Source organism: Arthrobacter sp. ZBG10, assembly GCF_001238605.1.
In the GTDB taxonomy this organism is placed as follows: domain Bacteria; phylum Actinomycetota; class Actinomycetes; order Actinomycetales; family Micrococcaceae; genus Arthrobacter.
In genome coordinates this window covers 19433-38032 of sequence record NZ_LFQH01000030.1, presented here as the reverse complement: position 1 = coordinate 38032, position 18600 = coordinate 19433, and the positions used below count along the sequence as shown (strand labels likewise).

Sequence of the window (18600 nt, the reverse complement as noted above, 5' to 3'; positions counted from 1 at the left end):
GGACTGACTGGTGTTTCGATGCTAGGGGCGTCCGTGACCGGGGTCACTCTTATGTACGCAGAGAAAGTTAAGTTCATTGCGTTCACGTTTCCGGCCCCTCATGGTCCCGGCCACGCGTCGGGTCCCGCCGGGGGCCTGGCCCCGCCGGTCCGCGGGCCTGCGGTATAGTTCCGGTACCCCGGCACCGGCCGGCTGCCGCACCCCACCATAAGGACCAACCAGAGTGACTCGTCGAAGAGGAATGTCCCTGGCGGGGCAGTATCTGGTGCTTCAGCTGCTGATTGTCCTTGCCGTGCTCGTCGCCGTGGTGGCCATCTCCCTGGCCCAGTCAGCCGCCACCTTTGAACGGATCGAGGGCCGCCGGGCTCTGTCTGCGGCCGAGGCGCTGGGCAACAGCCCGGCCGTGCGGGAACTCCTGCCCGAGGCGGAACCAAGGGGCGGTGCGGCACTGACGGCAGTGGCCGAGTCAGTTCGCACGGTCTCCGGATCAGCCCAGGTGGCGCTCGCGAAAATCGACCTCACGGTGGTGGCCACCTCGGACCCCGGGCTGTTGGGCGGGCAGCTGGAGCTGGGGGAAAGCCGGGTCATGGAAGGCCGGGCCTGGACCGGGGTGGTGGCCGGGACCGGCCCCGCCGTCCTGTCAGCGCACGTCCCCGTGCTCAACGACTCGGGCAAGATGATCGGGATCGCCTCCATCAGCAGGAACTATCCCACCGTGCTGGAACGCCTGGGCGACGCCGTACCCAACCTGCTGACCTACCTGGGCGTGGCCAGCGTCCTGGGTGTTGCCGGTTCGCTGCTGCTGTCCCGCCGCGTCAAGCGGCAGACCCTGGGCATGGAACCCAGCGAGATCACGGGCCTTGTGGAAAACCGGGAAGCAATGCTGCACGGCCTCAAGGAAGGCGTGGTGGCGCTGGACCCGAATGAGCGCATCACCGTAGCCAACGACAGCGCCCGGGAGTTGCTGGGCCTGCCGGCCGACTGCGTGGGAAGGAAACTCGGTTCCCTCCACGTGGACCCAGCCCTAAAAGTGGTCCTCACCCGGGACCAGACCGAAACGGACCAGCTGGTCCTGGTGGGGGAGCGGCTGGTGGTGCTGAACCGGGTTCCCATCCGGTCCCGGGGCCGGGCCATCGGCTCCGTCACCACCCTGCGTGACAGGACGGAGCTTTCGTCGCTGGAGCGGGAGCTTGGGGCCACCCGGACCGCCACCGATACGCTCCGGGCCCAGGCACACGAGTTCGCCAACCAGCTGCATGTGATCTCGGGCCTGATCCAGATCGGCGAGTACGACTCGGTGGTGCAGTTCGTCAACGGCGCCACCGTGGACCGGACCCGGCTCAACGATGAAGTGACCGGCAGGATCCACGATCCGGCGCTCGCCGCCCTGCTGATCGCCAAATCAAGCCTCGCGACGGAACGGGGTGTGGCGCTTAAACTGTCCCCTGATTCCCGGCTGGAGGCCGTGGATGATGGGCTGTCACGGGACCTTGCCACCGTTGCCGGGAACCTGGTGGACAACGCCTTCGACGCGCTGGCAGGGGTGCCGGCCGCCGAAGTCCTGGTGCTGGTGGCGGAGCGGGCCGGCCAGGTGACCGTCACGGTCCGGGACAATGGTCCGGGTGTGCCGCCGGGCACTGCAGCGAAAATCTTCCAGCAGGGGTTCACCACCAAGGACCCCCGGCAGGAAGGCGGGCGCGGTTTCGGCCTGGCGCTTTCCAGGGTGGTGTGCCGCCGGTCCGGCGGCGACCTGACGGTGGCCAACGACAACGGTGCAGTCTTCACGGCACGATTCCAAAGAGGTGCAGGAAAATGATCAAGGTCCTGATCGTCGACGACGACTTTATGGTGGCCAAGGTGCACGCAGGTTTTATCCAGCGCACCGCAGGGTTCACGGTGGTGGGTGCCGCCCACACCGGGGCGCAGGCGGTAGCGGATACCGAGCGGCTGCAACCGGACCTGGTGCTGCTGGACATCCACCTGCCGGACATCAACGGGCTGGACCTGATGCACCGGCTGCGGGCGGTCGCCCCGGAACTGGATGTGCTGGTGATCAGCGCCGCCCGCGAAGTGGAAACCGTCCGCAAGGCCCTCCGCGGCGGAATTGTGCACTACCTGATCAAGCCCTTCTCGCAGACGGACCTGCAGGAGCGGCTGGAGCACTACCGCAACGCTTACCAGGGGCTCGAACAGGCCAAGGACGGCGCCGACCAGTCGGATGTGAACCGGGTGTTCGGCCTGGACCGCACCGAACGGCCGCTACCGAAGGGCTGCAGCGTGGAGACCCTGAAACTGGTGGAAACCGCCCTGCACGCAACCTCGTCAGACCTCTCCGCAGCAGAGCTGGCCGAGCAGCTGGGCACGTCCCGCGTCAGTGCCCGCCGCTACCTCGAATACCTGCACGACGAAGGCACCCTCGACGTCCGGCTCAAGTACGGCGTGGGCCGGCCGGAACGCCGTTACGTCCTAAAGGGCCGGTAGCCACCGCTCAGCGCAGCAGGGTGTCCACCAGCCGGGCCGCCACCTTCGCGGTCCGGCCGTCAAGGTCGTAGGCCGGGTTCAGTTCCGCCACGTCCACATGGAGCAGCTTCCCGCTCCAGGCCACCTGCCGGCAGATGGCGCTGATGATGGGAAACGGCACGCCGAACGCCGCGGGTGCGCTGACGCCGGGAGCCACGGCCGCCGGCAGGACGTCCAGGTCGATGGTCAGGTACAGCACGTCGATGCCGGCCAGGAACCCGGCCACAAAGCCCCGCACCCGGTCCGCGTCGCATTCCTCGTCCAGCAGGTACGCCACATCCAGCTTCCGGGCAGTATCAAAGAGCGCGCGGGTGTTGTTTGTTTCGGAAATCCCGACGACGGCGTAACGGAGTTCGCGGCCCGCGGCCGCTTCGGCGCGGGCCATCTGGAGGAACGGGGTGCCGGAGCTGGGGAGTGGTTCGTCCCGCAGGTCGAAGTGCGCATCGAGGTTCAGCACGCCCAGCCGCTGGCCTGCCGTGACGGCCGCTGACGCGCTGACACCCAGGTAGCTGGCGTAGGCCGTTTCGTGGCCGCCGCCCAGCAGCACGGTCAGGTTCCCGGCATCGATCAGGGCCGCCACCGCCTGTCCGGCCCGGGCCTGGCCGGCTTCCAGGTTTCCGCCGGAGACCACCACGTCACCGGCGTCGGCCACCTCGCGGTCCAGGTGGAACGCCAACGGGCCCAGCGCGCGCCGGATGGCCGCCGGCGCCGTCGCCGCGCCGGTGCGGCCCTTGTTCCGGCGGACTCCCTCGTCGCTGGCAAAGCCCAGCAGCACCGCCGGACTGGGGGTACCGTTCCGGCCTGCGGGACGGGCCGGCGCGGATCCGGCAGCGGCACCGCCGTGCGGCACCACGGGTGCGGTCCCAGGACCGGCCTCCGCGCCGTCGTCGGGATCCTCATCCGCTTCCCCGCCGGTTTCCACCGCCTGCCACCAGCGGCGGTGTTCAGCGGTGTCGCCGTCGAACCTGCCCGTCCAGGGCAGGGGCGGGACGTCAACGGCGGCAGGCAGCAGATCCATGGTCCAAGCTCACCGCATGCCGGCCGCCAATGCCAGCAACACCGCCGCCGGACTGTCTGGAATCCAAGAACTTCCGGGCCGCCCGGGGCTATGGTGGAGCAATCCCTTCCCCCGGGGACTCGTACCCTTCGCCTGCGCCAACGGGCGCCATGACCCAGGCCGGAGCAGCACCCCATGTTTGAAGGTCCCAACATCCTTTTCGCGGCGGCCGGACTGGCCGTCTTTGTGGCAGCCGTGCTGCCCAAAGCCCTGCGCAACATGCCTTTTTCGATGCCCATGGTGTTCCTCGGCGCCGGGATGGCCGCTTTCGCGCTGATCCCCACGCTGCCCAGCCCGGACCCGATCGCCCACAACGAATTTGTCCTGCACCTTGCCGAGATCTGCGTGATTGTGTCGCTGATGGGCGCCGGGCTGGCGCTGGACCGACCCGTGGGGCGGAAGCGGTGGGCCACCACCTGGCGGCTGCTGGGCATCGCCATGCCGCTGTGCATCGTGGGGCTGACCCTGCTGGGGTTGTGGTTCCTCGGTTTGGGCCTTGGCGCTGCCCTGTTGGTGGCGGCCAGCCTGGCGCCCACGGACCCGGTCCTGGCCTCGGAGGTCCAGGTGGGCGAGCCTGCGGACCACGACGACGAGGCGGACCAGGAGGACGAGGTCCGCTTCGGGCTCACCTCCGAAGCCGGACTCAACGACGGGCTGGCGTTCCCGTTTGTGTACCTGGCGATCATCATCAGCGTGGTGGGCGCACAGCCGTCCGAGTGGTTTCCGGAATGGTTCGGCGTGGACGTGGTGTGGCGGCTGGCCGTTGGCCTGCTGGCGGGTTTCCTGACCGGAAAACTGCTGGCGCGGCTTTTCTTTTCGGCCAAGGCGGAAAGCCTGCGGCTGTCCAACCATTCGGAAGGGTTTGTGGCCCTGGCGGCCACGTTCCTGGCCTACGGCCTGACCGAACTGGCGGAGGGCTACGGCTTCATCGCGGTGTTTGTGTGTGCCGTCACCATCCGCGCCGCTGAGCACACCCACGGCTACCACCGGGTGCTGCACTCCTACGTGGAGCAGCTGGAACGGCTGCTGACCGTGGTGATCCTGGTGCTGCTGGGGGGTGCGATTGCCCGCGGCCTGCTTGCCGGCGTCGGGCTTGCCGAGGTGCTGGTGGCCCTGGCGTTCCTGCTGGTGGTGCGTCCCGTGGCGGGCTGGCTGGGACTGCTGGGCGGCAAAACCGGGCCGCGGGAACGGATCGCGCTGTCCTTCTTCGGGATCCGCGGCATCGGCTCGCTGTACTACCTGGCCTACGCCCTTGCCGAAGGCCAGTTCGGCGGCCAGGCACGGGAACTGTGGGCCTTCGTGGGGCTGGTGGTGGCGCTCTCGATCGTGATCCACGGCGCCACCACCTCGCCCCTGATGAACCGGTTGGACCGGCTGCGGGAACGGAAGGCGCGGGCGGTGACCGGGGATGAAGGGCTGGCGCCCAACACCCCCGTGTAACCCCACCGGGAAGGGGAAGTTACATGCCCAGGGCGGCCTCGATGGGACCCACGGCGAAGAACAGCAGGAACGCGGCAGCCACGGCCCACATCAGCGGGTGGATCTCCTTGATCCGGCCCTGGACGGTGCGGATCAGCACAAAGGCGATGAAGCCGGCGCCGAGGCCGTTGGCAATGGAATACGTGAACGGCATCAGCGTGAAGGTCAGGAACGCCGGGATGGCGATGCCCCAGTCCTGCCAGTCGATCTTGCCCACCTGGGACACCATCATGAAGCCCACCACCACCAGCGCCGGCGCCACGGCCTCGAAGGGCACCAGGTTGATCAGCGGGGTGAAGAACATGGCCACCAGGAACAGCAGGCCGGTGACGATTGACGCGACGCCGGTGCGGGCACCTTCGCCGATGCCGGCGCCGGCCTCCACGTAGATCTGGTTCGAGGAGACGGACGCGCCGCCGCCCACGATGGCGCCGAGGGCGTCCACCTGGAGGACACGGTCCACGTCGGGGATGTTGCCGTGCTCATCGATGGTGCCGGCCTCGTTGGCCAGGCCCACCATGGTGCCCATGGCGTCGAAGAAGATGCTGAGCAGGATCACGAAGGCCAGCAGCGTGGCGGCCACAAAGCCCAGGTGCTCGAAGGCGCCGAACGGGTTGGCCTTGCCGATCAGCGACAGGTCCGGTGCGGCCCAGCCGGAGAACTCCGGCGCCACCAGGGACCAGCCCTGCGGGTTGGACTTTTCGCCGTCGAAGCTGGGGCCGATGTGCAGGGTCATTTCCAGGATCACGGAGATCACGGTGGAGGTGATGATGCCGATCAGGATGGCGCCCTTGACCTTGCGGACCACCAGGGCGATGGTGAGGATCAAGCCGAAGACAAACACGGCGGTGGGCCAGCCCAGCAGCTTGCCGTCAAAGCCCAGGCCCACCGGCACGGTGGTGCCTGCCACGTCCGGGATGCGCCGGACAAACCCGGCGTTGACCAGGCCGATCAGCGCGATGAACAGTCCGATGCCCACCACAATCGCCGTTTTCAGTCCGTCCGGCACGGCTTTGAACACAGCGGTCCGGAAGCCGGTGAGGACCAGGATCAGCATGGTGACGCCGGAGAGGACAACCAGGCCCATCATGTCCGGCCACGTCAGGCCCGGGTTGGTGGCCACGGTGACCGCCACAAACGCGTTGACGCCCAGCCCGGTGGCCAGCGCGAAGGGGTGCCGGGCCCAGGCGCCCATCAGGATGGTCAGGATGCCTGCCACAAAGGCCGTTACGGCCGCGACGGCGGTGAAGCCCAGGGTATTGCCGCTGGAGTCCGGGCCGGACAGGATCAGGGGGTTCAGCACCACGATGTAGCTCATGGCGAAGAACGTGGCGAACCCGCCGCGGATTTCGCGGGAAAGGTTGGAGCCGCGCTCGGTGACTTTGAAGTACCGGTCCAGGGCAGAGCCTTGCTTGAGCATTAGTCCTCCGGGGGAGTCTGTGGGGATACCAGCATCTTATGGTGGTGCCGGGGGATCGGCCTTCAAATTCCCCTAGTCTGTAAGGAAGCCAACACAAGGAGCAGTCCCCTCATGCGTTCCATCCGCCGCCAGTTCCTGAGCCTTGTGCTCGGTGTCCTCGTCTCCGCCGCCGCCGTCCTGGGCCTGGCCGGGCCCGCAGCCGCCCACGACGCTGCCGAGTCGACCAGCCCGGCCCAGGGCGCGGCGGTTGCCACACCGCCTGCTGAGGTGTCGGTGACCTTCAACAACAACCCGTTGGGCATCGGGCCCTCCATTTCGGTCAAGGATGCGGCCGGGACGGAGTGGGCGGACGGGGCCGTGGAGATTGTGGACAACGTGGTGTCCCAGAAGCTGCGGGCAGGCGGCCCCGCCGGGGAATACGTCGTGGCCTGGCGCGTGGTCAGCTCCGATTCGCATCCCATTGAGGGGACCTTCAGCTTCACGGCAACTGCCGCTTCGCCCGGTGGTGCTGCGTCAGGCACCCCGTCGGGTGCAGCGTCGGCAAGCCCGACGGCGGCCTCCACCGTTCCCGGGATGGGCAGCGCCCAGCCCGGTACCACCGCAGAACCCGCCGAGCCGGCCGGTTCGGGGGAGCCGTTCCAGTGGAGCATCGTGATTTTCGCCGTGGTGGCTGTGGGCCTGCTGGTGGCGCTGGCCGTCCTGGCCCGCCGCCGGCTTTCCGGCAACGACCGGGAGGACACGGAGAGCTGACGCGCTTGCGGTGCTTCCCGGCTGCCCGCCGGGTGCGCTTCGCCGGGCCCGGCTTTCCGCACGTTCCTAGCAGGGCAGGACGGCGAGGCTTCCGGTAGCCGGGAGCGTTCCGGCATCGGGGTTGACCTTGGCGGAGATGGCCAGCCCCACGGTTTTGGCCTGCCGCAGGACTTCCTTGGGTGAGGGCGTAATCAGCTCGCCCACTCCCACCAGGTAGATCCCGATGGCCCGCATCGCAGCGGCAAGGTTCCTGCCCACTGCGATGCCGAAGTCGTTGAGCATGCGCCGCAGCTGGCTGTGGGCGCAACGGGTGAGGACGATGTGGTCGGCAAGCAGGATGCCCGTAGGGGTATGCACTTCCCAATGGGTAGGGGTGGCCGCAATCCCATCCAGAGCCACGCCGTCCACCATGGTCAGCTGCACGGCCCGGGTGGTGTTGCGGACATCCACGTGATGGCTTGCGGCATAGTTGCGCAGGTGCCGGAGGATTTCGTTGCGTTCCTGCAGGCTGGCGGAATCAGCGGCGTCACAGCGCTGCAGGGACGAGGTATTGGGCGGCGAAGCGGCGCCGAGGATATCCAGCCCGTCCACCACGATGGAGTCCACGCCCCGGCGGCGCAGCTCCGCAGCTACGGCCAGGCCGGAAAGTCCGGTGCCGATGATAACGGTGGTGGTCTGTTCGGTCCTGGCAGTCAGGGGCAGGCTAGACACTACAGATCACTCCTTCGAAGGATTTCAACGCCGGTGCCGGCCTCCTGGCCGACGTGCGCCCCGTTTCCCCCTCAGTCCGGCCGCCGTGCGGGGCCGGGCAGCCTGATGGATTACGTACGGCATAGTCCCGGACCAACAATGTCCTGAAGACTACAGAACAAACGGGCCGCTGGATAGACCGTGGCGTAAACATTCTCCAGCGGCTGAACGCGCTTTCCAAGGGGGTGCCCCACGCCTGTGGATAACCCGGCCAAACCGCTCCTGAACAGGCTTGCCATGCAATACCGGACAGAGAATAGTGGGAACTGCAGGCGGAATTTCGCCGGCGGCTCCGGCCGCAGTGCACGGTGGCGGGGGAACGCCCCGCTGTCTGGCAGAATGGCCGGAACATCACAGCGGTAACGCGAGGAGGCGGCCCCATGGGCGCACAAGAGTGGCATCCGGACCCGGAGCGTGAGGACGGCGGCGAAACACCCGCTCCGCAGGGGATCGTTGTGGGCGTGGACGGCTCAGAGCATGGCCAGTGCGCGCTGGTGTGGGCTGCCCGCGAAGCCGTGCGCCGCCGTCGGCCGCTTCATATTGTGACCGCGTATTCCGTCCCTATTTTCGCGGCATCCGGCCTGGACGGAGGCTACGCCACCGTTGACGATTCCGTGATCCGGGAAGGCGCCGAGGCCATCGTGCGCCAGGCCCTGGACAAAATCGCCGGCTACGACATTGAGGTCAGTTCCTCCGTGGAGAACGGCGACGCGTCCGGGGTGCTCCTGGACCTCTCCGAGTCGGCTGAACTTCTGGTGTTCGGCACCCGCGGGCGCGGCGGCTTTGTGGGCCGCCTGCTCGGCTCCGTGAGCAGCGCCCTGCCCGCCCACGCCAAGTGCCCCACCGTCACGGTGCCCCTGGTGTGCTCCGACCGGCTGGGGGAAACCACCGAGGACCGGCGCGTCAAGGCAGAACAGGCAAAATCCGGACACCAGCCCGTGGAAAACGTGGTGGTGGTGGGCGTGGACGGCTCGGAGCAGGCACGGATCGCCGTCCTCGAGGCGGCGGACCAGGCCCTTCGCCTCGGTGCTTCCCTTCGTGTCGTTTGCGCCGTTCCGCAGTACAGCGGCTCCCTCGCCTGGGTTCCCGCTCCGCTGGACCGGAAGGCGCTGTTCGCGGACATCCAGGTGACCCTGGACGCGGGGATGGCCTGGCTGCGGAGCCACTATCCCGGCCTGTCCGCCGAGTCCCAACTGCGCGACGGGTCACCGGTGGAGGTCCTCGTGGCCGAGGGCCGGCATGTCGAACTGGTCGTCGTGGGCACCCGCGGCCGCGGCGGTTTCACGGGGATGCTGCTGGGATCAACCTCCGACGGCGTCCTGCACCACGCCAAGGGCCCCGTGATGGTGGTGCCGGACCGCGAGGATCCCCGGTTGGCTGACCGCGCCCGCTTCGGGCCGATCCTCGGCGCCGCCTGACCAGGGCGGCACCCACCGCGCCTGTGCGCCCGGAGCTCCCGTTCCCAGGTGCGCGGACTCCTGCGCGCCGTCAGGGACAGGCGTACCCTTGAAGTTATGAGCCCCCTTCCGGGATCCGGTCAGTTGCACCCGCGGCGGAAACCGCCGGGAGTTTCCCGCGTGTGGACCCGATGGCTGCCCGCGGTGGCGGTTCCGGTCGTGATTGCCGCCGGAGTGCTGGTGGGGACGCTGCCCGCCGGTGCCGCCGACCCGTTGCCGGCCAGGACACCCGCGCAGGTCATCGAACTGATGGACACCCGCACGGCCGTGTCATTCACCGGCACCCTGGAACAGGCGACGGAGTTTGGCCTGCCGGACCTCCCCGCGGCAGGGCCTTCGTCGGGTCCTGCGGCGGCCGGGGACGGTCCCGCCGGAAGTGTGGCGTCCATTGCCGGGCTGCTCGCCGCGGACCACACAGCCCGGGTGTATGCCGACGGCCCGGCCAAGCTCCGGGTCCAGGTGGCGGACGGCAGCTTCGCCGAACGCAATATGGTGCGCCGCGGAACGGATGTCTGGTTCTACGCCTCCAAGGACAATTCCGCCGCCCACCTGGTTCTGCAGGCTCCGGACCGCGGCGCCGGCGACCCGTCAACCGCCACCCCGGCGGACATCGCCGGCCGGTTCCTGGCCGCAGCGGATCCGGACACCGAAATTTCCGTCGGGGCCGACGTTGAGGTGGCCGGCAGGGCGGCCTACAACCTCCTCCTCGAACCCAGGACCGCCGACACCCTGGTGGGCAGGATCGCCATTGCCGTGGACGGCGAAACAGGGTTGCCCCTGTCCGTGCAGGTCACGGCCCGCGGAGCCGCAACACCGGCCTTCCGGTCCGGGTTCACCGCCCTGGCCTTGGGCGCGCCGGACGATTCGCTGTTCACGTTTGTGCCGCCGGCCGGCAGCAGCGTCCGCGAAATTGTGCCGCCTGCCCCCGGTTTGTCCCACGACGTCGGTGATTCGGAGACGCCGCCTTCCGGTCCGCGGCCGGCTGTGACAGGCAGCGGGTGGACCAGTGTGCTGGCCGTGCCGGCCGTAGCCGGCGGTACCGGTGCCGGCGCCAACGCGCTGCTGGCGGACCCGCTGCTGTCCCAGGCCGCCGTGGACGTGCCCGGCGGAAAGCTGCTGTCCACCCCCCTCTTCACTGTCCTGGTCTTGGCCGACGGCCGGCTCCTGGCCGGCCTGGTCCCGGGGGAGCGGCTCCAGGCTGCAGCGGCCGCCGCGCAGTGAGCGCGGGCGTTGGGGGATCCCTGGCCGGCGCTTCCGGCCTGGCCATCGAGACTTCCGGCCTGACCAAGCACTTCGGCCGGCAGTCGGCCGTGGACGGCGTGGACCTTTCCGTTCCCGCCGGGACCGTCTTCGGGTTCCTGGGGCCCAACGGCTCCGGTAAAACCACCACCATCCGCATGCTCCTGGGCCTGGCCGCCGCATCGGCGGGGACCGTGAAGCTGTTGGGCGCCAGCATGCCCGGGGAGCTGCACAAAGTGTTGCCACGGGTGGGAGCGCTGGTGGAAGGCCCGGGGTTCTACCCGTTCCTGTCCGGCGCCGCCAACCTGCACCGGATGGACGCGGCCGGGCCCCACACCGTCCCGGCCACCCGGAAGCTGAGGGTGGGCCAGGCCCTGGAACGGGTGGGGCTGGCCCACGCCGCCGGGAAAAAGGTCCACGCTTATTCCCTGGGGATGAAACAGCGGCTGGGTATCGCCGGCGCGTTGCTGTCCGCCCGCGACCTGCTGGTCCTGGACGAGCCCACCAATGGGCTGGACCCGCAGGGTACCCGTGAGGTGCGGAACCTGATCCGGGCCCTGTCCCACGACGGCACCACCGTTTTCGTCTCCAGCCACCTCCTGGCCGAGGTGGAGCAGATGTGCACCCACGCGGCGGTGATGAGCAGCGGCAGGCTGGTGGCCCAGGGGCCACTCGCCGACCTGCGCCGTGAAGGCACTGTCCGGATCCGCCTGGAGACTCCCGACGCCGCGCTGGGCCGGCAGGAGCTGGTCCGCCTGGGGCTGCTCCCCGCGGCGGACACCCTTGAACCGGGCGGCGATGGCGTTCAGGTGCTGGCCGCATTGCCGGCGTCAGCTGGCCCCGCAGTCCCCGCCCTGCTGCCGGAAGACATCGTGGCGCACCTGGTTGCGGCGGGCGTCAGGGTCCGGGGGTTCGGCGTGGAACGCGAAAGCCTGGAAGACCGCTTTGTGGCCCTCACCGGTGAGGGGTTCGATGTTGCCGGTTGACGCCACTGCCAAGCCCCCGCGCGGCTCCGCGTGGTCCCTCCTGGGCTCCGAGCTCAAGGTGCTCTTTGGCCGGCGGCGCACGTGGGCCCTGCTTCTGGCACTGGCAGCCATTCCGGTGCTCATTGCCGTGGCCGTCAGGCTTTCCTCCACCGTTCCCGCGGGGCGGGGACCGGCGTTCCTTGACCGGATCTCGCAGAACGGCCTTTTTGTGGCTTTCACGGCCATGCTGGTTTCCGTTCCGCTGTTCCTGCCGCTCACGGTGGGGGTGGTGGCCGGCGACACGATCGCGGGTGAGGCAAGCCACGGGACGCTGCGCTACCTCCTGGTGGCGCCAGCGGGCCGGATCCGGCTGCTCCTGGTCAAATACGCGGGGGCGCTGGCTTTCTGCGTTGCGGCCCCGCTGGCCGTGGCCCTGGCCGGCGGCGCCATCGGGGCTGCGCTGTTCCCGGTGGGGCCCGTCACGCTGTTGTCCGGTGACGTGATCCAGCCGCCGGAGGCTGCCCTGCGGATCCTCCTGATCGCCGCCTACCTGGCCGTATCGCTGGCCGGGCTGTCAGCGATCGGGTTGTTCCTGTCCACCTTGACCGTGGTCCCCGTGGGCGCCATGGCCGCCACCGTGGTGGTTTCGGTGGTGTCCCAGATCCTGGGCCAGCTGCCCCAGCTCGAGTGGCTGCATCCGTGGCTGTTCAGCCACTACTGGCTGGGGTTCGGTGACATCCTGCGGCAGCCGGTGCTGTGGGATTCCTTCGCCTCGAACGCGGTGCTGCAGGCAGGGTACGTGGCGGTGTTCGGAGCCCTGGCCTACGGCCGGTTCGCCACCAAGGACATCCTGAGCTGAGCCGTCCGGGCGTACAGCTAGGCGTGCTGGTTAGCCTCGTGTTCGGAGTGGCTGGCCGGTTCGAGCTGGAAGGTGCAGTGTTCGGTGTCGAAGTGGGAGCCCAGGCAGGTGGTGAGCTGGTCCAGGATCTGGTCGGCGCCGTGCGCATTAAGCACACCGTCCTCCACCACCACATGGGCTGAAAAGACCGGAACACCGGACGTAATGGTCCAGATGTGGATGTCGTGGACATCCGTGACGCCGTGCACGGACAGGATGTGCTCGCGGATCATCTGGACCTCCACGCCCTTGGGGGTGGCTTCCAGCAACACATCCACCACGTCCCGCAGCAGGCTCCAGGCCCTGGGCAGGATCATCAGGGCGATGACCACCGAGGCGATGGTGTCCGCGGCCTGGAACCCGGTGACCATGATGACCACTGCCGCGACGATCACGGCGAAGGAGCCCAGGAGGTCACCCAGGACTTCGAGGTAGGCGCCGCGCACGTTGAGGCTGTGCTCCTGCGCGCCGCGGAGGATCAGCAGCGAGACCAGGTTTGCCGCAGCGCCGAGGATGGCGGCGAACAGCATGATGTCCGTCTGCACTTCCGGGGCGGTGCCGATCCGGCGGATGGCCTCGGTGAAGATGATGACGGAAATGACGATCAGGATCAGGGCGTTGGCCAGTGCTGCCAGCACCTCTGCGCGCTGGTAGCCGTAGGTCCGCTGGTCACTGGCCGGGCGGCCGGCGATCCACGCGGCCAGCAACGCAATGGTTACCCCGGCGGCGTCGGAAAGCATGTGCCCGGCGTCCGCCAGCAGCGACAGCGAGCCGGACAGGAACGCGCCCACCAGTTGGATCAACACCACGGACAGGGTGATCACCAGGACCGCCACCAGGCGTTTCCGGTGCCGGCCCGTTGCGGTCAGGCCATGTGTGTGGCTGTGGTCGTGTCCCATGCTCCTAAGGCTATCCCCAGCCGAGCTCGTGCAGCCTGTCATCGGAGATGCCGAAGTGGTGGGCCACCTCGTGGACCACTGTCACGGCGACTTCGTGGATGACGTCTTCCCGGGAGGAGCAGATCTCCAGGATGGGCCCGCGGTAGATGGTGATCCGGTCCGGCAACGAACCGGCATCCCACCAGGAATCCCGTTCGGTCAGCGGCACACCCTCGTAGAGTCCCAGCAGGACCGTATCCGGGTCTTGCCCGGGACCCGGCACGTAGTCGTCCTCGATGAAAACGGCCACGTTGTCCATGGCCTCTGCCAGCTTGGCCGGGATGCTGTCCAGGGCGTCCTGGACAGCGGCCTCGAATTCGTCGGCGCCCATGCTGAAGCCATAGGGCTCGTGCGGGCCGTCGGGAATGATGGGAAGGCCGGGCGGGAGGCTGGCGTGCATCCTCCGACCTTAGCGCTGAACGGCGGCAGCCGTAACGTGCTTGTTCCGGGTCCGGCGCCGGGTCAATGCCACCCCCACCAGGCAGATCAGCCCGCCCACCAGGCCCCACACCGTGGGAATTTCGGCGAGCAGGAACCACGAGATCAGCACGGTGGTCCCGGGTACCAGGTACGTGGTGGCCGCAAGCTTGCCGGCGTCGATGAGCGACAGGGCGTATGCCCAGGTGGTGAACGCGATGGCCGTTGGGAAAACCCCGAGGTAGGCAAGGCCCCAGGTGGCCTCCGGCGGAGCTGCCTGCAGTTCGGCGAGCAGCTGACCGCTGAACGGCAGGCAGCACAGGGCTCCCACCAGGATGCCGAACCAGGTGGCCTGGGCTGCCGGGAACTTGCGCAGGACCGGCTTCTGGATGATGACGCTGACGGCGGCGAGCACGGCGGCAAGGAGGCAAAGCGCCACGCCCGCCATGTCCGCTGTCGGCCGGTTCCCGCCGCCGGACCCTTGGCCGGACCCGAGCGCAATCACTGCCACGCCGGCGAACGCGACAGTGCTGCCGATCAGCAGCCAACGCGGAAAGCCCTCCTTGAGGAAGATACCGGCCATCACGGCCACCAAAATGGGGTTGACGTTGATGAGGAGGGCACTGGTTCCGGCATCCAGGACATGTTCCGCCGCGTTCAGCGCCACGTTGTAGCCGCCGAACCACATCACGCCGTACGCCAGGATGGGCAGCCATTCCCTGCCGTGGGGGAGGAGCCTGCTCTTCATGAGTTGCGGGACCACCAGCAGGCCCAGGACGACGGCGGCAACCGCCAGCCTGCCCAGGGTCAGGGGCCCGGGGGAAAAGTGCGGGCCGATGGCCCGGATCCCCACAAACGCCGACGCCCACAGCACCACCGTTACCACCATGGCGGTGATGCCCAGCGCCTTGAGCGGGGCCGGGGTGGTGGGCGGTGCGGGTGAGCTGGCGGGACCTGTGCTTGGCATACGGCCAATCTAGCCGGATCGGAGGGCCTTGGGCTCGCGGAAACCGGCCGCGTCACGGCGGGTTATGCCGCAGGCGCCGCCCAGGCCAGCAGTTCCGCCAACGGCCAGGTGGTGATGATGCGTTCTGCCGGGACGCCGTTGCTGGCGGCCCGTTCGGCCCCGTACTGGAGGAAATCGAGCTGGCCGGGGGCGTGGGCATCGCTGTCGATCGAAAACAGGCAACCGGCGTCCAATGCGAGCTGGATCAGGGCGTCCGGCGGGTCCTGCCGTTCCGGCCGGGAGTTGATTTCCACGGCGACACCGTATTCGGCGCAGGCAGCAAAGACTTCCTTGGCGTCGAAGTCCGACGGCGGCCGGGTTCCGCGGGAGCCTTCCACCAGCCGGCCGGTGCAGTGGCCCAGCACATTGGTGTGCGGGTCCCGGATGCCGCCCAGCATGCGCCGGGTCATGGTTTTACCGTCGGCCCGGAGCTTCGAGTGGACGCTGGCCACCACGATGTCCAGGCGGTCCAGCAGTTCCGGCGCCTGGTCCAGGCTGCCGTCCTCGAGGATGTCCACCTCGATGCCGGCGAGGAGCCGCGGGGGCACCTTCTTGCCAGCGGACCCGTCCGGGCCGCCGGTGTTGATGGCGGCCACCACCTCCAGCTGCTCGGTAAGGCGTTCGGCGGAGAGCCCGTTGGCGATGGTCAGGTTCGGCGAATGGTCCGTCAATGCCAGGTATTCGCGGCCCAGGATTCCGGCGGCGGCCACCATCAGGTCGATGGGGGATCCGCCGTCGGACCAGTCACTGTGGCTGTGCAGGTCGCCGCGGAGCGCCTGCCGCAGCTCGTGGCCGCCGGATACCAGCGGCTGGGCCCCTTTGTCCCGCAGGTCCGCAAGATACTCCGGCACCCCGCCCGCCAGTGCTTCCTGGATGACCTGGTGGGTCCGGTCGCCGATGCCCTTCATGGATTTGAGCCGGCCTGTCCTGGCCCGTGCCGCAAGTTCGGCCGGCTCCAGCGGCCCGATGGCGGCGGCTGCCTTCCGGAAGGCCTGGACCTTGAACGTGGCGGCCCGGCTCCGTTCCAGCCAGAAGGCAATTTCGGACAGTGCTGCAACGGCATCCATCACTCCATCTTGGCCCAACCAGGCGCCAGGAGGCGGGGTTTGTGCCGATTTTGGTTAAATCGAAACTAGGCCCTATAGTTTTAGAGTCCAGTTCGGAGACAACGCAAACGATAAAGACTAAAAGCCTCGGCTCGAAGCCTTTTCTTTTGTTCCGAACGGGTTCTGGCCCCCATCGTCTAGCGGCCTAGGACACCGCCCTTTCACGGCGGCGGCACGGGTTCGAATCCCGTTGGGGGTACGCAAGGAACTGGTCAAGCAGGTAGAAATTGTCTGGTAAGCTTGAAGCCTTGAAAAAAACGGTAGCGATGCCGTAAAAGCAAGAAACGCAAGGCCCTGTAGCGCAGTTGGTTAGCGCGCCGCCCTGTCACGGCGGAGGTCGCGGGTTCAAGTCCCGTCAGGGTCGCTCTGATTGTTGGAAGTAATTCCGGCTCTCAAGGTGACTAGTCACCTAGGCTCTGTAGCTCAGTTGGTAGAGCGTTCGACTGAAAATCGAAAGGTCACCGGATCGACGCCGGTCGGAGCCACCACTGGGAAGCATCAGTTCTTCGGAACTGATGCTTTTCTTCTTTAACAAGCCGTTCCCCGCGCCGCCGGATGGCCGAAGAACGTATCAATCCCGCATCGTTGTGCCAACGGATCCTGCCTTCCCGGCCGCGCTGCGCCCACGGTCAGTAAACTTGCAGGCTGCACGTTGAACCTCGAAGAGCAGTCTGAGCATTGCACAGCGCATAAGGAGCAACCTGAATGTCCGCCACACCAGGCGCAAGGACCACCAGCCAACCACAAAAGGGCAATCCGCCGGGAGCGGAGAAAGCGGCTTCCCAGCCGCCCGGAGGTGGTGGCCAGAAAATTGCCACCTGGGTCTTTTGGCCCGCCGCGGCCGTCATTTTCCTTTTTGTCCTGTTCGCGACGCTCTTCCCCGGCACAGCCACCGAGGCCTTCGGGGCCATCCAGACCAACGTCATTAAATGGTTCGGCTGGTACTACGTTGCAGCCATCGCCGTTTTTGTGGCGTTTGCCCTGTGGATCGGGCTGAGTCGCTACGGCGACATCAAACTCGGCAAGGACGACGATGAGCCCGAATTTTCGGTCGTGTCCTGGTTCTCCCTGCTCTTCGCCGCAGGCATGGGCATCGGGCTTGTTTTCTTCGGCGTGGCCGAACCCCTGAACCACTTCGCCGCGCCGAGGCCCGGTGTTGAAGGAACCCCGGTGGCGCTGGCGCAGCAGGCGCTGACCCAGACCTACCTGCACTGGGGGCTGCACGCCTGGGCCATCTACGTGGTGGTGGGTGTCTCCATCGCCTACGCGGTGCACCGCAAAAACCGGCCCATCTCCATCCGCTGGACCCTTGAACCGCTGCTGGGGCACAAGCGCGTTGCCGGCGGCTGGGGCAACCTGATCGACGTGATCGCCCTGGTGGGCACCCTCTTCGGCGTCGCCACCTCCCTGGGCCTGGGCGTCCTGCAGATTTCGGCGGGCCTGGAACACGCCAACATAGCGCAGGCCACCACCATGACCCAGATCGGCCTGATCCTCTGCATCATCACCTTGACCATCCTTTCGGTGGTCTCCGGCGTGGGCAAGGGCATGAAATGGCTCTCCAACACGAACCTGCTGCTCGCCGGGGCGCTGATGATCGTGGTGCTGTTCACCGGGCCCACGCTGTTCCTGCTCCGCGAGTTCGTCCAATCGATCGGCAACTACCTGCAGAACGTGGTGGGGCTGACCTTTAACACGCTGGCATTTTCCGGCGCCGAAGGCGAAGCCTGGCAGGCCGCCTGGACCACGTTTTACTGGGGCTGGTGGATTTCGTGGGCACCGTTTGTGGGCATCTTCATCGCCCGCATCTCCAAGGGCCGCACCGTACGCCAGTTCGTCGCCGGCGTCCTGCTGGTCCCCACCATGATGGGCTTCCTGTGGTTCTCCGTCCTGGGCGGCGCCGCCATCCACCGCGAACTCTTCGGTGCCGGCGGGCTGGTCAGCGCTGACGGCACAGTGGACACCGAGGGGGCGCTGTTCTCCCTGCTGGGCAGCCTTCCGGGCGGGATGGTCCTCACCATCGGGGCAATTGTCCTGATCGCCATCTTCTTTGTCACCTCGGCAGACTCCGGCGCGCTGGTCATGGGCATGATTTCCACCGGCGGGAACGTGGAGCCGAAGAACTGGATCCGCATCTTCTGGGCGCTGGCCGCAGCGGCAGCAGCCATCGCGCTCCTGCTGGCCGACGGGCTGCAGGCGATCCAAACGGCCGCCATCCTCACCGCGGTGCCCTTCAGCGTGGTGATTCTGTTGATGTGCGTGGCCACGGCCAAGGCATTCCACCAGGAACACGCGGCGCTGATGCGGGCCCAACGGAAGCTGGCCCGCGAACAGATGACCGCCCACGTGACGGAAAAGGTGCAGGACTCCGTGAACGATTCCGTCCAGGAGCACTACCAGGAACACCTGGCGGACCAGGTATCGGACCAGGTGGCGGAGGCCGTCCAGGCGCAATTCACCGAACACCTGGCCCACGGTGACGAGGCCGGCGCGGAACATGTCACGCACGACGCCGACAAGGCCGGTTCTGGCGCGAAGGGAACCCGCTAGCCCGGCCGCCTGCATCGGGGGCGCTTCAAGTCCCCGACGCAGGCCCGT

16 protein-coding genes and 3 tRNA genes are annotated in these 18600 nt (G+C 67.8%); 12 read left to right on the top strand and 7 right to left on the bottom strand.

Annotated features, from left to right (window positions below; genetic code table 11):
• Window positions 1-241: 241 nt before the first annotated feature.
• Together ACU18_RS07735 and ACU18_RS07730 are read left to right on the top strand one after the other, a co-directional pair.
• Window positions 242-1816 carry a sensor histidine kinase gene (locus ACU18_RS07735; protein ID WP_050684956.1) on the top strand — a complete coding sequence of 525 codons (1575 nt, stop codon included), beginning with the start codon at window positions 242-244 and terminating at the stop codon, window positions 1814-1816.
• A complete protein-coding gene (locus ACU18_RS07730) occupies window positions 1813-2481 on the top strand; it encodes a response regulator (protein WP_050684955.1) in 669 nt (222 codons plus the stop codon). Before ACU18_RS07735 ends, ACU18_RS07730 begins: the two co-directional genes overlap by 4 nt.
• A 7-nt stretch (window positions 2482-2488) precedes the next feature.
• On the opposite strand, the gene hutG is transcribed toward ACU18_RS07730, so the two are convergent.
• Window positions 2489-3538, bottom strand: coding sequence for a formimidoylglutamase (gene hutG, locus ACU18_RS07725; RefSeq protein ID WP_050684954.1), 1050 nt, complete (start codon window positions 3536-3538; stop codon window positions 2489-2491).
• Window positions 3539-3712: 174 nt separating this feature from the next.
• On the opposite strand from hutG, the gene ACU18_RS07720 reads away from it, so the two are divergent.
• The gene (locus tag ACU18_RS07720; RefSeq protein WP_050684953.1) at window positions 3713-5017 is read left to right on the top strand and encodes a cation:proton antiporter; all 1305 of its coding nucleotides are present in this window, start codon (window positions 3713-3715) and stop codon (window positions 5015-5017) included.
• Window positions 5018-5036: 19 nt separating this feature from the next.
• On the opposite strand, the gene ACU18_RS07715 is transcribed toward ACU18_RS07720, so the two are convergent.
• Window positions 5037-6476, bottom strand: a complete 1440-nt coding sequence (locus ACU18_RS07715; protein WP_050684952.1) for an NCS2 family permease — start codon at window positions 6474-6476, stop codon at window positions 5037-5039.
• Between the two features lie 111 nt (window positions 6477-6587).
• Here ACU18_RS07715 and ACU18_RS07710 point away from each other — a divergent pair, with 111 nt between their 5' ends.
• Entirely contained in the window at window positions 6588-7226 is a 639-nt protein-coding gene (locus tag ACU18_RS07710) for a copper resistance CopC family protein (RefSeq protein ID WP_050684951.1), read from the top strand.
• 66 nt (window positions 7227-7292) lie between these two features.
• On the opposite strand, the gene ACU18_RS07705 is transcribed toward ACU18_RS07710, so the two are convergent.
• The gene (locus ACU18_RS07705) at window positions 7293-7928 is read right to left on the bottom strand and encodes an NAD(P)-binding protein (RefSeq protein ID WP_082178236.1); all 636 of its coding nucleotides are present in this window, start codon (window positions 7926-7928) and stop codon (window positions 7293-7295) included.
• Between the two features lie 428 nt (window positions 7929-8356).
• Between ACU18_RS07705 and ACU18_RS07700 the strand changes: the two genes are divergently transcribed.
• The 4 genes from ACU18_RS07700 to ACU18_RS07685 all read left to right on the top strand — a co-directional run bounded on the left by ACU18_RS07700 (window position 8357) and on the right by ACU18_RS07685 (window position 12496).
• Complete coding sequence (locus tag ACU18_RS07700) at window positions 8357-9394, top strand: universal stress protein (protein ID WP_050684949.1); 1038 nt, start codon at window positions 8357-8359, stop codon at window positions 9392-9394.
• Between the two features lie 183 nt (window positions 9395-9577).
• Window positions 9578-10654 carry a LolA family protein gene (locus ACU18_RS07695; RefSeq protein ID WP_331456830.1) on the top strand — a complete coding sequence of 359 codons (1077 nt, stop codon included), beginning with the start codon at window positions 9578-9580 and terminating at the stop codon, window positions 10652-10654.
• Window positions 10651-11658, top strand: a complete 1008-nt coding sequence (locus ACU18_RS07690; RefSeq protein WP_050684947.1) for an ABC transporter ATP-binding protein — start codon at window positions 10651-10653, stop codon at window positions 11656-11658. Before ACU18_RS07695 ends, ACU18_RS07690 begins: the two co-directional genes overlap by 4 nt.
• Window positions 11645-12496 (top strand): ABC transporter permease, encoded by an 852-nt coding sequence (locus tag ACU18_RS07685; RefSeq protein WP_050684946.1) that lies wholly within the window; start codon window positions 11645-11647, stop codon window positions 12494-12496. The genes ACU18_RS07690 and ACU18_RS07685 overlap by 14 nt, the downstream gene beginning before the upstream one ends.
• A 17-nt stretch (window positions 12497-12513) precedes the next feature.
• Here ACU18_RS07685 and ACU18_RS07680 read toward each other — a convergent pair whose 3' ends face one another.
• From ACU18_RS07680 to ACU18_RS07665, 4 genes are all read right to left on the bottom strand, one after another.
• A complete protein-coding gene (locus ACU18_RS07680) occupies window positions 12514-13434 on the bottom strand; it encodes a cation diffusion facilitator family transporter (RefSeq protein ID WP_050684945.1) in 921 nt (306 codons plus the stop codon).
• A gap of 10 nt (window positions 13435-13444) precedes the next feature.
• Window positions 13445-13873, bottom strand: coding sequence for a metallopeptidase family protein (locus tag ACU18_RS07675; RefSeq protein ID WP_050684944.1), 429 nt, complete (start codon window positions 13871-13873; stop codon window positions 13445-13447).
• 9 nt (window positions 13874-13882) lie between these two features.
• Window positions 13883-14857 (bottom strand): DMT family transporter, encoded by a 975-nt coding sequence (locus ACU18_RS07670; RefSeq protein ID WP_050684943.1) that lies wholly within the window; start codon window positions 14855-14857, stop codon window positions 13883-13885.
• 62 nt (window positions 14858-14919) lie between these two features.
• Complete coding sequence (locus ACU18_RS07665) at window positions 14920-15963, bottom strand: PHP domain-containing protein (RefSeq protein ID WP_050684942.1); 1044 nt, start codon at window positions 15961-15963, stop codon at window positions 14920-14922.
• A gap of 165 nt (window positions 15964-16128) precedes the next feature.
• On the opposite strand from ACU18_RS07665, the gene ACU18_RS07660 reads away from it, so the two are divergent.
• From ACU18_RS07660 to ACU18_RS07645, 4 genes are all read left to right on the top strand, one after another.
• A tRNA-Glu gene (locus ACU18_RS07660) sits at window positions 16129-16201 on the top strand.
• Window positions 16202-16292: 91 nt separating this feature from the next.
• Window positions 16293-16366, top strand: a tRNA-Asp gene (locus ACU18_RS07655).
• 48 nt (window positions 16367-16414) lie between these two features.
• Window positions 16415-16490, top strand: a tRNA-Phe gene (locus ACU18_RS07650).
• Window positions 16491-16707: 217 nt separating this feature from the next.
• Window positions 16708-18552, top strand: coding sequence for a BCCT family transporter (locus ACU18_RS07645; protein ID WP_082178233.1), 1845 nt, complete (start codon window positions 16708-16710; stop codon window positions 18550-18552).
• Window positions 18553-18600 lie beyond the last annotated feature (48 nt).

Excerpts from the sequence above, each read along its gene's own strand:
- ACU18_RS07735 (WP_050684956.1), top strand. The coding sequence starts at position 242 with ATGTCCCTGGCGGGGCAGTATCTGGTGCTTCAGCTGCTGATTGTCCTT.
- ACU18_RS07730 (WP_050684955.1), top strand. The coding sequence starts at position 1,813 with ATGATCAAGGTCCTGATCGTCGACGACGACTTTATGGTGGCCAAGGTG.
- hutG (WP_050684954.1), bottom strand. The coding sequence starts at position 3,538 with ATGGATCTGCTGCCTGCCGCCGTTGACGTCCCGCCCCTGCCCTGGACG.
- ACU18_RS07720 (WP_050684953.1), top strand. The coding sequence starts at position 3,713 with ATGTTTGAAGGTCCCAACATCCTTTTCGCGGCGGCCGGACTGGCCGTC.
- ACU18_RS07715 (WP_050684952.1), bottom strand. The coding sequence starts at position 6,476 with ATGCTCAAGCAAGGCTCTGCCCTGGACCGGTACTTCAAAGTCACCGAG.
- ACU18_RS07710 (WP_050684951.1), top strand. The coding sequence starts at position 6,588 with ATGCGTTCCATCCGCCGCCAGTTCCTGAGCCTTGTGCTCGGTGTCCTC.
- ACU18_RS07700 (WP_050684949.1), top strand. The coding sequence starts at position 8,357 with ATGGGCGCACAAGAGTGGCATCCGGACCCGGAGCGTGAGGACGGCGGC.
- ACU18_RS07685 (WP_050684946.1), top strand. The coding sequence starts at position 11,645 with ATGTTGCCGGTTGACGCCACTGCCAAGCCCCCGCGCGGCTCCGCGTGG.
- ACU18_RS07680 (WP_050684945.1), bottom strand. The coding sequence starts at position 13,434 with ATGGGACACGACCACAGCCACACACATGGCCTGACCGCAACGGGCCGG.
- ACU18_RS07675 (WP_050684944.1), bottom strand. The coding sequence starts at position 13,873 with ATGCACGCCAGCCTCCCGCCCGGCCTTCCCATCATTCCCGACGGCCCG.
- ACU18_RS07670 (WP_050684943.1), bottom strand. The coding sequence starts at position 14,857 with ATGCCAAGCACAGGTCCCGCCAGCTCACCCGCACCGCCCACCACCCCG.
- ACU18_RS07665 (WP_050684942.1), bottom strand. The coding sequence starts at position 15,963 with ATGGATGCCGTTGCAGCACTGTCCGAAATTGCCTTCTGGCTGGAACGG.
- ACU18_RS07645 (WP_082178233.1), top strand. The coding sequence starts at position 16,708 with ATGTCCGCCACACCAGGCGCAAGGACCACCAGCCAACCACAAAAGGGC.